13 protein-coding genes and 2 pseudogenes are annotated in these 12,043 nt (G+C 74.4%); 5 read left to right on the forward strand and 10 right to left on the reverse strand.

Annotated elements, in window-relative coordinates; translation table 11 throughout:
- The 3 genes and pseudogenes from B277_RS14115 to B277_RS14125 all read left to right on the forward strand — a co-directional run.
- The coding region (locus tag B277_RS14115) for a LysR substrate-binding domain-containing protein (RefSeq protein ID WP_007929447.1) at nt 1-715 on the forward strand (715 nt) is incomplete at its 5' end.
- A 51-nt stretch (nt 716-766) separates the two neighbouring features.
- Nucleotides 767-2,546 (forward strand): annotated as a pseudogene (locus B277_RS14120) (proline--tRNA ligase).
- A complete protein-coding gene (locus tag B277_RS14125) occupies nt 2,543-3,340 on the forward strand; it encodes an HAD family hydrolase (protein WP_007929449.1) in 798 nt (265 codons plus the stop codon). Before B277_RS14120 ends, B277_RS14125 begins: the two are co-directional and overlap by 4 nt.
- On the opposite strand, the gene B277_RS14130 is transcribed toward B277_RS14125, so the two are convergent.
- Nucleotides 3,337-3,963, reverse strand: a complete 627-nt coding sequence (locus tag B277_RS14130; RefSeq protein WP_007929450.1) for a M50 family metallopeptidase — start codon at nt 3,961-3,963, stop codon at nt 3,337-3,339. The two genes, B277_RS14125 and B277_RS14130, sit on opposite strands and share 4 nt — an antisense overlap.
- Nucleotides 3,964-4,067: 104 nt before the next feature.
- Here B277_RS14130 and B277_RS19605 point away from each other — a divergent pair, with 104 nt between their 5' ends.
- Entirely contained in the window at nt 4,068-4,514 is a 447-nt protein-coding gene (locus B277_RS19605; protein WP_007929451.1) for a precorrin-6A/cobalt-precorrin-6A reductase, read from the forward strand.
- The gene (locus B277_RS19610; protein ID WP_007929453.1) at nt 4,486-4,824 is read left to right on the forward strand and encodes a precorrin-6A/cobalt-precorrin-6A reductase; all 339 of its coding nucleotides are present in this window, start codon (nt 4,486-4,488) and stop codon (nt 4,822-4,824) included. Before B277_RS19605 ends, B277_RS19610 begins: the two co-directional genes overlap by 29 nt.
- Before the next feature lie 18 nt (nt 4,825-4,842).
- Here B277_RS19610 and B277_RS14140 read toward each other — a convergent pair whose 3' ends face one another.
- The 9 genes and pseudogenes from B277_RS14140 to B277_RS14175 form a co-directional block, all read right to left on the reverse strand.
- Nucleotides 4,843-5,586 (reverse strand): cobalamin biosynthesis protein CobD/CbiB, encoded by a 744-nt coding sequence (locus tag B277_RS14140; protein ID WP_238539413.1) that lies wholly within the window; start codon nt 5,584-5,586, stop codon nt 4,843-4,845.
- A gap of 195 nt (nt 5,587-5,781) precedes the next feature.
- Complete coding sequence (locus B277_RS14145; RefSeq protein WP_040881706.1) at nt 5,782-6,369, reverse strand: bifunctional adenosylcobinamide kinase/adenosylcobinamide-phosphate guanylyltransferase; 588 nt, start codon at nt 6,367-6,369, stop codon at nt 5,782-5,784.
- 2 nt (nt 6,370-6,371) lie between these two features.
- Nucleotides 6,372-7,187, reverse strand: a complete 816-nt coding sequence (locus tag B277_RS14150) for an adenosylcobinamide-GDP ribazoletransferase (protein ID WP_007929459.1) — start codon at nt 7,185-7,187, stop codon at nt 6,372-6,374.
- Nucleotides 7,184-7,948 (reverse strand): uroporphyrinogen-III C-methyltransferase, encoded by a 765-nt coding sequence (gene cobA / locus B277_RS14155; RefSeq protein ID WP_007929461.1) that lies wholly within the window; start codon nt 7,946-7,948, stop codon nt 7,184-7,186. Before cobA ends, B277_RS14150 begins: the two co-directional genes overlap by 4 nt.
- Nucleotides 7,945-8,973 (reverse strand): Rv2231c family histidinol phosphate aminotransferase CobC, encoded by a 1,029-nt coding sequence (gene cobC / locus B277_RS14160; RefSeq protein WP_156811802.1) that lies wholly within the window; start codon nt 8,971-8,973, stop codon nt 7,945-7,947. The genes cobA and cobC overlap by 4 nt, the downstream gene beginning before the upstream one ends.
- Nucleotides 8,974-9,067: 94 nt before the next feature.
- Nucleotides 9,068-9,808, reverse strand: a complete 741-nt coding sequence (locus tag B277_RS19260; protein ID WP_238539414.1) for a type 1 glutamine amidotransferase family protein — start codon at nt 9,806-9,808, stop codon at nt 9,068-9,070.
- A gap of 149 nt (nt 9,809-9,957) precedes the next feature.
- Nucleotides 9,958-10,596: pseudogene (locus tag B277_RS19265) on the reverse strand (cobyrinate a,c-diamide synthase); the annotation flags it as partial.
- Entirely contained in the window at nt 10,590-11,204 is a 615-nt protein-coding gene (gene cobO, locus B277_RS14170) for a cob(I)yrinic acid a,c-diamide adenosyltransferase (RefSeq protein ID WP_007929465.1), read from the reverse strand. The pseudogene B277_RS19265 and the gene cobO, both read right to left, overlap by 7 nt.
- Nucleotides 11,204-12,043, reverse strand: an 840-nt coding sequence (locus tag B277_RS14175; protein WP_007929468.1) for a vWA domain-containing protein, incomplete at its 5' end; no start/stop codon positions are given. The genes B277_RS14175 and cobO, both read right to left, overlap by 1 nt.

The following is a 12,043-nucleotide window of genomic DNA, read 5'->3' on the forward strand; positions in this document are numbered from 1 at the left end:
CGACGGCGCGGACGAGGTCGGCGCCGCGCTGACCCGGGTCGCGGCCCGCCTCGAGGAGCACCGGGGTGACCCGGTGGGCACGGTCCGGGTCGCCGGCCTGCCGAGCGGCCTGACGGCGCTGCTGCCCGGTGCGCTGACGTCGCTCGCCGGCAGCCGTGTGTCGGTGGAGATCGACGACCTCGACCTCGCGGAGACCGACTACGCCCGGGCCGCGGCCGATGCCGACATCGTCATCGCGCACTCCCTGACGAGCGAGGTGCCCGTCGGAGGTGAGCGGCTGAGCAGCACCGTCCTCGTCCGCGAGCCGCTCGACGTCGCCGTCCCGCCCGACCACCCCCTCGCCCGGCGCTCGTCGCTGCACCCCGGCGACGTCGTCGACGAGGCGTGGATCAGTGTGCCGGAGGGCTACCCCTTCGACACGGTGCTGCAGCGCATCGAGGCCGAGTGCGGTCGAGCCCTGCGGCGGCGCCTGCGCGTGCGGGACAACCAGCTCGTCGCCGCCCTCGTCGCGACCGGCGAGGGCCTGGCCCTGCTGCCGCGCTACACGACCCGCACGGCAGACGAGTTCGCGCTCGTCCCGCTCGTCGACGTGCCCGCGGCACGGTGGATCGTCGCGCTCTCACGACCCGACCGTGCCGAGCGGGTCGCGGTCCGCCTGGTCACCGCACGCCTGCGCGCTGCCGGGGCGGCCCTCACGGGCGAGCGGATACCCTGAGCGGGCACACCCCCTTCCGCCTCACCAGGAGCACCGTCCGTGGTCACTCGCATGTCGTCCTTCTTCCTCCGCACCCTCCGCGAGGACCCCGCGGACGCGGAGCTGCCGGGCCACAAGCTCCTCGTGCGGGCGGGCTACGTCCGCCGCGCCGCCCCCCGGCGTCTACACGTGGCTGCCGCTCGGGCTGAAGGTGCTGCGCAAGGTCGAGGCGATCGTCCGCGAGGAGATGGAGGCGATCGGCGGCCAGGAGCTGTCCTTCCCCGCGCTGCTGCCCAAGGAGCCCTACGAGGCGACCAACCGGTGGACCGAGTACGGCGACAACCTCTTCCGCCTCACCGACCGCAAGGACGCGCAGATGCTCCTCGGGCCGACGCACGAGGAGATGTTCTGCCTCGCGGTCAAGGACATGTACACGTCGTACAAGGACCTGCCGCTCACCCTCTTCCAGATCCAGACCAAGTACCGCGACGAGGCCCGCCCGCGCGCTGGTGTGCTGCGCGGTCGTGAGTTCGTCATGAAGGACTCCTACTCCTTCGACATCGACGAGGCCGGCCTGCAGAAGGCCTACGACGCGCACCGTGACGCCTACATCAAGATCTTCGACCGGCTCGGCTTCGAGTACGTCATCGTCCACGCCGACTCCGGCGCGATGGGCGGCAGCGCGAGCGAGGAGTTCCTCGCCGTCAGCCCCAACGGCGAGGACACCTTCGTGCGCGACGCCTCCGGCTACGCGGCCAACGTCGAGGCCGTCGAGCTGCCGCAGGCCCCGGCGGTCGAGGTGACCGCCGGACCCGCGCACGTCGAGGACACCCCCGACACCCCGACGATCGAGACCCTCGTCGCGGCCCTCAACGCCCACCACCCGCGCACCGACGGGCGGGAGTGGACCGGTGCCGACACGCTGAAGAACGTCCTCGTCACCCTTGTCCACCCCGCCGACGAGGAGCACGACGAGCCGTGGCGCGAGCCCCTGGCCATCGGTGTGCCCGGCGACCGCGAGGTCGACGCCAAGCGCCTCGAGGCGCAGGTCTCGCCCGCGGAGGTCGAGGACTTCGGCGAGGCCGACTTCGCCGCCCATCCGATGCTCGCCAAGGGCTACATCGGCCCGGGTGTCCTCGGCTCCGAGCGCTCGAGCGGCATCAGGTACCTGCTCGACCCGAGCATCGCCGAGGGCAGCGCGTGGGTCACCGGCGCCGACGAGCACGGCAAGCACGTCATCGACCTCGTCCACGGCCGGGACTTCACCGCCGACGGCACGATCCAGGCCGCCGAGATCCGTGAGGGCGACCCGAGCCCGACCGGCTCCGGCACCCTGACCCTCGCGCGCGGCGTCGAGATGGGCCACATCTTCCAGCTCGGCACCAAGTACGCCGAGGCGCTGGGCCTGAAGGTCCTCGACGAGAACGGCAAGCTCGTCACCGTGACGATGGGCTCCTACGGCGTCGGCGTGACCCGTGCGGTCGGTGTCGTCGCCGAGGACAACCACGACGAGCTGGGCCTGGTGTGGCCCCGCGAGCTCGCTCCCTTCGACGTGCACGTCGTGGCCGCGGGCAAGAGTGACGAGATCTTCACGGCGGCCGGTGACCTGTCGGCCCAGCTCGAGGCGCAGGGTGTCACCGTGCTCTACGACGACCGCACCGGCAAGGTGAGCCCGGGCGTGAAGTTCAAGGACGCCGAGCTCGTCGGCGTCCCGACGATCCTCGTCGTCGGCAAGGGCCTGGCCGACGGGGTCGTCGAGATCAAGGACCGCCGCAGCGGTGATCGTCGCGAGGTGCCCGTGGCTGAGGCCGTCGCGGCCGTGCTCGCAGAGGTGAGGGGCACGGCCTCGTGAGCGTCGACGAGATGCGCCACCCGCTGACGGTCCACGAGCGGCCGGCCGCGGGCCCGGTCGAGGCGGTGATCTTCGACTGGGGCGGCACGCTCACCCCGTGGCACACGATCGATCTCGGCCAGCAGTGGCGGGTCTTCGCCCGGGAGGTCCACGGCATCCCGATCGAGTCCGACGAGGTGCCGCAGGCGGACCTGGACCGCGCGCAGGAGCTCGCCGAGCGGATCCACGCCGTCGAGGCCCATGCGTGGCGCCAGGTCCGCGACGAGCAGCGCGGCGCCCATCTGGACGACATCCTCGCCGAGGCCGGCATCGACCCGCGCGAGGACCGGCACCACGTCGCGCTCGCGGCCTATCGCCGCTTCTGGGAGCCGCACACCCACACCGACCCGCAGGTGCGGCCGCTCTGGGAGGGGTTGCGCGCGAGGGGCCTCAAGGTCGGGGTGCTGTCCAACACCATCTGGAGCGGTGAGTACCACCGCGAGATCTTCGCGCGTGACGGAGTGCTCGACCTCGTCGACGGGGACGTGTACTCGTCGGAGATCAAGGTCGTCAAGCCGCACCGGGAGGCCTTCGAGGCGGCGGCCGCGGCCGTCGGTGTGCCCGTCTCCCACGCCGTCTACGTCGGCGACCGGCTCTTCGAGGACGTGCTCGGGTCGCAGGAGGTCGGCATGCGGGCGGTCTGGGTGCCGCACAGCGACATCCCGGCCGACCAGCAGGTGACCGTCGACGTCGAGCCCGACGGCGTCGCGCACGAGCTGCTCGACGTGCTCGACATCGTCGACGCCTGGCTCTAGGCGAGGCGGCTGACGACGAGCCAGGTCGCGCCGGCGAGCACGAGGGCGAAGCTTGCCACCCACAGCAGGGCCGGCACACCCGTGACCCGGGCGAGCGCGCCCGGGTCGCTGGCCGGCTCGGGCCGGGGCAGCAGCGTCGCCAGGTGGCGCCAGGCGCCGATGAGCAGGAGGACCCCGACCCCGACGAGGACCTGCTGCTGCAGCGCGTCGTCGCGCCACCACCACAGGGCGCCCGTCGCCGCCGTCACCGTGAGGACCACGAGGCCGGTGAGGGCCGATCGCACCCGCGTCAGGGCAGCCAGCAGCCCGGCGAGCACGACGGAGAGTGCAGGGGCGGACCACCCGACGGTGGCGAGCAGGACCACTGCCGCACCGACGACCCCGGGTGCGGGGTAGCCCGCCCAGGTCGTGGCGACCACACCGGCGCCCCGGGCCGGGCCGACGGTCACCGCGTGGCCGGACATGTCGGAGCGCAGGACGAAGCCCGTGAAGCGTCGCCCGCACGCCATGCCCACGAGGGCGTGCCCGAGCTCGTGGACGAGCGTGACGCCCAGGCGCAGGGTGCGCCAGGCCGGCCACCAGGTCGCGGCGATGCAGCCCACCGCGAGGACGGCGACGAGCACCCAGCCTCGAGGTCGGGGGCGGGACCCGCGGGGGAGAGTCGGTCGATGAGCTGCTGCACGGGGGAGACGCTAGGTGCGCAACCTGTGCGTGGGAGGGTGAGCGCATGACGCACGTGCTGATCCTCGGTGGGACCGCCGAGGCCAGGGATCTGGCCGCCCACCTCGAGGCGAAGGGAGTCCCTCTCACATCCTCGCTCGCGGGCCGTGTCTCCCGCCCCCGACTGCCCGTCGGACAGGTCCGCATCGGCGGCTTCGGGGGCGTCGGAGGACTCCGGTCGTGGCTGCAGGAGCACGACGTGACGGCGGTGGTCGACGCCACCCACCCTTTCGCGACGACGATGGGCGACCATGCGGCACAGGCCTGCTCGTCACTCGGCCTGCCTCTGCTCCGGCTCGCGCGACCGGGCTGGCGTCGGCACCCGGATGCCGGGTCGTGGACCTGGGTGGACTCGCACGAGGCGGCACGGGCGGCCGCGGACGAGGTGGGGGGGGACCCCCTTCGTCACGACGGGTCGGCAGACGTTGCACCACCACGTCGACGCCTGGCGTGAGCGGCCGGTGCTCGTCCGGCTCGTGGAGCCGCCCGAGTCGCCGCTGCCGGCGGCGTGGACGGTGCTGCGCTCGCGCGGGCCCTTCGCCGTCGCCGACGAGGAGGCGATCATGCGCACCCACGACGTCTCCGTGCTGCTGACCAAGGACTCCGGCGGGCGCTACACCGAGGCCAAGCTCGACGCCGCGCGCACGCTCGGCGTCCCCGTCGTCGTCGTGGCCCGACCCACGCGTGCTCCGGGCGTCGCCGAGGCGGCGGATGCCGCAGCAGCGGCGACCTGGGTGGAGTCGCTCGGCTCGCTCCGCCCCTGACGCGCGCCCCAGACGCGCTCAGGGGCGGAGCGCGCGGGCGACCAGGCGACCGGCGAGGGCGCCGGCGAGCGCGACGGTCCCGACCCGACGGGCCAGGGTGATAGCACGTGGGAGGTCGGGGACCGTGGGTGCTGGTCCCGACCCCATGACGACCCGGTCCTCGGCACCGCTCGCGTAGACCGTCCGACCGCCGAGGCGGATACCCAGGGCGGCGGCGAAGCCTGCCTCGACCGGTCCCGCGTTGGGGCTGGGGTGGGCCCGGCCGTCGCGGGCGGCGGTGCGCAGCACCTCAACGGCACGGAGGGGGACCGCCGCCGCGGTCGCCAGCACGGTCGCCCGTGCGGGCACCCAGCCCAAGAGGTCGTCGAGTCGCGCTGCGGCCCAACCAAATCGGGCATAGCGCGAGGTGCGGTGCCCGTGCATCGCATCGAGGGTGTTGGCCGCGCGGTGCAGCACGATCCCGAGCGGGCCGAGGGCGGCGCCCCACACGAGTGTGCCGACGACGGCGTCGGAGGTGTTTTCGGCGATCGACTCGACGGCGGCCCGGGCCACCTCGTCGGCCTCGAGGTCGTCGGTGACGCGACCGACGAGGTGCCGCACCCGGGTCCGGGCGCCGGTCAGGTCGTCGGCGGCGAGCAGGTCGTGGACGGCGCGGCCTTCGCGCCCGAGGCTCGTGCCGCCCAAGGCTGTCCAGGTGAGTGTCGCGGTGGCGAGGGTGGACGAGGGGCCGGTGAGCCGGCCCGCAGCCACCCCGAGGGCCACGACGGGGGGCGAGGGCGAGGGCCTCGGTGGCGATGCCCGCGGCCCGGCTGTCGCGGTGGGTGCGGGCCTCGACCCACCCGGCCCACGTGCCAAAGAGGGCGACCGGATGCCCGCGGCGAGGGTCGCCGAGCGCAAGGTCGGCCACCCAGCCGAAGGCCAGCCCGAGGCTGACGGCGTCGACGCGGGAAGCGTGGGTCATGCCGGCTCCTTGATCGTCAGCACCTGCCCGGAGACGACGAGGTCGACCCGGTCGGAGGCGCTCGCGATGCGTTGGTTGAGCCAGCCGAGCCGGTCGGCGAAGATCCTCCCGGACCGGTGCTCCGACACCAGTCCCCAGCCGACCTCGTTGGTCACCCCGACGATGAAGGGGGTTGCGCGCCAGGCCTCCTCGAGAGCGGAGACCCGCTGCTCGAGATCCGGTGCCCAGTCGGTCTCGGGGGCCGCCCACGCACCGATCTCGTCGAGCTGCGCGGTCAGCCAGGTGCCGAGGCAGTCGAGGAGCACCGGGCCCGACGCCGCCCGCATACCGGCGGCGGCGTCGGTGCTCTCGAGCGTCAGCCAGGTGTCGGGTCGCCGCGCTCGGTGGGCGGCCACGCGCGCGGCCCAGTCGGCGTCGTCGCGCTGGGGCCCGGCTGCCAGGTAGGTGACCGGGTCCACGCGTGGGTCCCATGTCCCGCGGGGGCGGCCGTCCTCGATCGTCTCGAGGGGAGAGCCCGGCAGGAGCAGGGACTCTGCGTGCCGGGACTTGCCGGACCGGATGCCGCCGGTGACGAGGACGCGCATCGTCACCACGCCACCGTGAGCAGGACGAGCAGGACGGTGAGGGCCACCTCGACCCCGGCGCCGATGACATCACCGCCCACTCCACCGAAGGTGCGAGCAGCCCTGTCCCGCAGGGAGATCGCGGCCCAGACGGCCGCTGGTGCCGCCAGGGCGCCGATGAGGAGCGCCCGGACGGTGACCCAGAGGGAGGTGCTGGAGTCCAGGCCGCCGGGCTGCAGGGCGACGGGCAGCACCGAGGCCACGAGGAGGGCGCTGACGGCGAGGGTCGCGAGCAGCGCGCCCACGACGGGCACGGTGCCCACGAAGGCTGCGCCGAGGCTCGAGCCCTGCGAGGCCCGCTGTCCCCGGGTGCAGACGGCGGCCGGCGCGACCCGGGAGGCGATGACGGCGGCACCGACGACGAGGGCACCCCGCCACCCGGCACCGAAGAGGGCGGCCATCGCAGCGGCCTGCACCAGCAGGAGGACGACGAGAGCGATCGCTCCCATGGGGCCGACGTCACCGCGACGCATGACCTCGAGCGCGCGGTCCCGGTCCCAGCCGGCGCCGAGGCCGTCGACCGTGTCGGCGAGCCCGTCGAGGTGCATCCCGCGCGAGCCGTACGCGAGCACGCCGACCGCGAGGCCCGCGGCGACGAGCGCTGGCACCCCGAGCGGGACGGTCAGCCCGACGAGGACGACCGGGAGAGCGAGTGGAAGCACGGCGAAGGGGGCGAAAAGCAGGGCCGTGCGCGCGGTGTCGGGGGTGATCGTGACCCGACCGCTCGGCGACCGGGTGAAGGTCCCGACCGCCAACCGCATCCCTTCGCCCAGGCTCACGACGAGGCCGGGTCCTGCAGGGAGTCGACGACGTCGCCGATGACGGTGATGGCCGGGGGTGCGATGCCCTCCGCGTCGGCGACGGCGGCGATCTGCGACAGCGGTGCGCGCACCGAGCGCTGCAGGGGGGTAGCGCCGTCGGCGATGCAGGCGGCAGGCGTCTCCGGAGACAGGCCGGCGGCGACGAGTGCCTCGGCGATCGAGCTGAGGGTCGCGACGCCCATGAGGACGACGATCGTCAGTCGCGAGGTGGCGAGGGCGGCCCAGTCGACCTCGCTGCGCGGGTCGTCGGGGCCGACGTGGCCCGACACGACGGCCACTCCCTGGGAGAGCCCGCGGTGGGTCACGGGGATGCCGGCGAGGGCCGGAACGGAGAAGGCAGAAGAGACCCCCGGAACGGCCTCGACGGGGACACCGGCGGCGACGCAGTGGTTCCACTCCTCACCGCCACGACCGAAGAGGTACCCGTCGCCCCCCTTGAGCCGCACGACGGTCCGCCCGGCCCGGGCGTGCTCGACGAGCAGCTCGTTGATGCGCTCCTGCGGGGTGAAGTCCCCGCGCGGGATCTTGCCGACGTGCACGATCTCGGCCTGGGGTGCGATCTCGTCGAGGGCTGACACCGGGCCGAGCCGGTCGGTGACGACGACGTCCGCGGCGGCGAGCGCGTCGCGTCCGGCCACGGTGAGCAGGGCGGGGTCCCCGGGTCCGCCGCCGACGAGCAGGACCCGACCGGTGGCGGGTGCGGTGGTGGCGTCGGTCATGCGGTCCTCCGGTGCAGGATGTGGCCGAGCTCGCGCAGGAGCCCGTCGATGGTGTGCGGGTCACGGACGGCGATCCGCACCCAGGTGGGGTCGAGCCCCGGGAAAGTATCGCCCCGACGCACCGCCCAGCCGGCATCGCGCAGCGCCCCGTGGACACCCGCGCCCACCCGGGCGAGGACGAAGGGGGCGGCCTCGCCCCCGGTCGGGACGCCCAGGGCGTGCAGCCCGCGGGTCAGGTGAGCGCGCCAGATCGTGAACTCGTCGGCGGCACGGGCCGCCTCGGCGAGCGCGGCCGGGGTGGCGGTCTCGGTCATGAGCCGCAGTGCCAGCGAGCCCACGGACCAGTGCGGCTGGTGCGCAGCGAGGGCGGTGACGAGCTCGGCGTCACCGACGACGTAGCCGGCGCGGATGCCGGCGACGGCCCAGGTCTTCGTCAGGGAGCGGACGACGAGCAGGCCGGCGAGGTCACCGTCGAGCAGGCTCTCGCGCTCGCCGGGCACCGCGTCGACGAAGGCCTCGTCGACGAGCACGACCCGCCCCGGGCGCACGAGCGTGCGGATCGCGTCGGCCGGGTGCAGCACGCCCGTCGGGTTGGTCGGGTTGCCGATGACGACGAGGTCGGCGTCCCCGATCTGCCCGAGCGCCTCGGGCGTGAGCGCGAAGCCCTCCTCCGCCCGCAGCAGCACGTGCCGCACCTCGTGCCCGGCAGCCCGCAGCGCGGCCTCCGGCTCGGTGAACTGGGGGTGCACGACCACCGCGTCGGTCGGCGTCAGCGCTCGCGCGACCAGCGTGAAGGCCTCGGCCCCACCGCTCGTCGGCAGCACCTGCTCCCGCGCCACACCGTGTCGCGCCGCCAGCGCGTCCACCGCCCGGGTCGCGTCCGGGTAGGACGCCACGGACCCGAGCTCCTCGACGAGTGCCCGTGCGAGCCACTCCGGAGGCTGCGTCAGCCGCACGTTGACCGCCAGGTCCACCAGGTCGTCCGACACCTCGGCGTCGCCATGATGCCGCAGAGGATCGGGCACCGATCCCTCGAAGGCGACCGGGGGCGTGCGGTCCGGCAAGGACGTGGATCGGGCTGGGGTGGCGCGACTCAAGGGCTGAGCCGGTTGCGATGAGTCAGGTGAGAGCTCCGAGAACTCGTGGTGCACGTGCGAACCCCCCCAGCGCCACCCCACCCGATCCACGGACGCCCCGAGGGCCCGCGCCAGACGCCACCGCGCGGGCTTGTGACGCCACCACGCGGGCAGTGCCCCAGCCACAGGCGGCGTCGACGAAGGAACGGGCGACGGAGGGCGAGCCGGCCCAGTGGGTGTGGAGGTAGGAGGCGACGAGGGTGGCTCGGCCGGTGGCGGCGGGGTCGAGGGCGAAGCCCTCGGTGCGGTCGCCGAGGTCCCAGGCTGCGGTGGTGCCGAAGGGGGGGTCCGTCACCGTGCGGTGGAACTCGTGGCCCGTCACCCGGGTTCCGGCGGGGCCGAGGACGGAGTCGACGACGCTCGTCGCCTCGCGGTAGCCGAGGGTGAGGCGCCGACCCATCGCGGCCCGGGCGGGCAGGGCGCCGACCATCGGGTGGTCGTCGAGGGCCTCGGCGAGGTAGAGCATGCCGGCACACTCGGCGACGGTGGGCATCCCGGCGGCGATGGCGTCGCGGATCTGCTGCACGAGAGGGCGATTCGTCGCGAGGGTGCGCGCGTGCACCTCGGGGAAGCCGCCCCCGAGGTAGAGGCCGCTGGTCCCCTCGGGGAGGGCGACGTCGCGTGCCGGGTCGAGCTCGACGACCCGAGCACCCGCCGCTTCGAGCAGCTCGACGGTCTCGGGGTAGCGGAAGGTGAAGGCCCGACCGCCCGCGACGGCGACCACCGGGGTCTCCCGTCGAGACGGGCGCGGGGCGCCTCCTCAGGGTGCGAGGAGGGGAGCGCTGGGTCCCAGGGCGTGACGTCGAGGTCGGGCGCCGTGCGCGCTGCGGCGAGCAGGGCGTCGAGGTCGAGGTGCTCCTCGGCGACGGCGGCGATGTGGTCGAGGGTCGCGGCGGCCTGCCCGCGCTCGGCGGCGGGGACGAGGCCGAGGTGGCGGGAGGGCACGTGCATGGCGGCGTCGCGGGGGAGCACGCCCCACACGGGCACGCCGACGGCCTCGACGGCTCGGCGGGCCTCGTCGCCGTGGCGGGAGGTGCCCGCCTTGTTGAGCACCACGCCGACGACGTCGAGGTCGGGGTCGATGGTCGCGAGCCCGTGGACGGTCGCGGCCACGGTCCGGGAGGTCGAGCTGATGTCGACGACGACCAGGACGGGGGTGCGGGTCAGCGTGGCGACGTGGGCGCTCGAGGCGAAACCGTCGGTGCCGAGTCGCCCGTCCATGAGGCCCATGACGCCCTCGAGCACCGCGACGTCCGCGGGGGTCGGGTGGGTGGCCCCCCGGGCGAGCAGCGGCTGGACGAGGTCCTCGCCGACGAGCCACGGGTCGAGGGTGCGGCTCGGCCGGCCGGTGGCGAGCGCGTGGTAGCCGGGGTCGATGTAGTCCGGGCCGACCTTGGCCGGGGCCACGGTCAGTCCACGGCGGGCGAGGGCGGCCATGATCCCCACGGCGATCGTCGTCTTGCCGTGACCAGAGGCGGGTGCCGCGACGAGCACCCGGGGGAGGGTCACCACTCGATGCCCTTCTGGCCCTTCTGACCCTGGTCGAAGGGGTGCTTGACCTTGGTCATCTCCGTCGCGACGTCGGCGATCTCGAGCAGCCGCGGGTGCGGGTCGCGGCCGGTGATGACGACGTGCTGGTAGCCGGGGCGGTGGGTCAGCGTGTCGATGACGTCGTCGAGCTCGACCCAGCCCCACTTCATGACGTAGGTGAACTCGTCGAGGATGTAGACGGTGTGCGTCTCGGCGGCCAGCCGCCTCTTGATCTCCTCCCAGCCCTCACGGGCGTCGGCGGCGTGGTCCTCCTCGGACCCGGCCTTGCGCGACCACGACCAGCCCGAGCCCATCTTGTGCCACTCGACGGGACCCCCTTCGCCGGTCTCCTCGTGGACGCGGCCGAGGGTCCTGTAGACCTCCTCCTCGCCGATGCGCCACTTCGCGGACTTGACGAACTGGAAGACGCCGATCGACCAGCCCTGGTTCCACCCGCGCAGGCCGAGGCCGAAGGCCGCCGTCGACTTGCCCTTGCCGACGCCACCGTGGACGACGACGAGCGGCCGGTTGCGGCGCTGCCGCGTGGTCAGCCCGTCCTTCGGCGTGACGGGGGTCTGTCCCTGGGCCATCAGGCGGCGCTCCTTCGGGTGGTGCGGTCGGTGACGATCTCGACGAGGCCGCTCGCGGCGACCTGCTCGAGGGGGATGTGCTCGGCGCCCATCCGCCTGGCGAGGTCGGCGGCCAGACCCATCCGAAATCGGCCGGTCTCGCAGTCGACGACGACCGTCTCCGCGGTGCCGCCCCAGGCGTCGGCGATGTGCTGGGCGCGGGCGAGGGCGTCGGGCCCGGCGGTGGCGCGCCCGTCGGTGACGAGGACGACGAGGGCGCGCTGGTGACGGTCGCGGATGCGCTCTCGGGCCACGACCTTCGCGATCTCGGTCAGTCCCTCGGCGAGCGGGGTGCGGCCTCCGTGCGGCATCTGGGCCAGTCGCGCGGCGCCCGCCTCGACCGACGAGGTCGGGGGCAGCAGCAGCTCGGCCTCGTGCCCGCGGAAGGTCACCAGACCCACCCGGTCGCGGCGCTGGTAGGCGTCGAGCAGGAGCGAGAGGACCGCCGTCTTGACCTCGCCCATCCGCTTGCGGGCGGCCATCGACCCGGAGGCGTCGACGGCGAGCAGCACGAGGTTGGCCTCGCGCCCGCGGGTGATCGCGTGGCGCAGGTCGTCGCCGGTGACCCGGGTCGGGCCGGTGCCCGCAGCGCGCCGCGCGGCCGAGGCCCGGAGGGTGGCGGTCAGGTGCACCGGCGACCCGGCGGGCTCGTGGCCCGCTGGGTGGGTGCCGACGACCCGGCCACGCGGGGTGAGGGCGGGCGAGCGGCGACCGGCCGGGCCGGTGCCCACCCCGGTCAGCTCGAGGCGCCGGGCGCGGTAGGGCTCGGTGGCCGTGGCGGTGCCGGTGGGCGTCGGCTG

It is taken from the genome of Janibacter hoylei PVAS-1, assembly GCF_000297495.1.
Taxonomy (GTDB): domain Bacteria; phylum Actinomycetota; class Actinomycetes; order Actinomycetales; family Dermatophilaceae; genus Janibacter; species Janibacter hoylei.

Excerpts from the sequence above, each read along its gene's own strand:
- B277_RS14145 (WP_040881706.1), bottom strand. The coding sequence starts at position 6,369 with ATGCGCGTCCTCGTCACCGGCGGCATCCGGTCCGGCAAGTCCCGGCAC.
- cobA (WP_007929461.1), bottom strand. The coding sequence starts at position 7,948 with ATGACCGACGCCACCACCGCACCCGCCACCGGTCGGGTCCTGCTCGTC.
- B277_RS19605 (WP_007929451.1), top strand. The coding sequence starts at position 4,068 with ATGACGCACGTGCTGATCCTCGGTGGGACCGCCGAGGCCAGGGATCTG.
- cobO (WP_007929465.1), bottom strand. The coding sequence starts at position 11,204 with ATGGCCCAGGGACAGACCCCCGTCACGCCGAAGGACGGGCTGACCACG.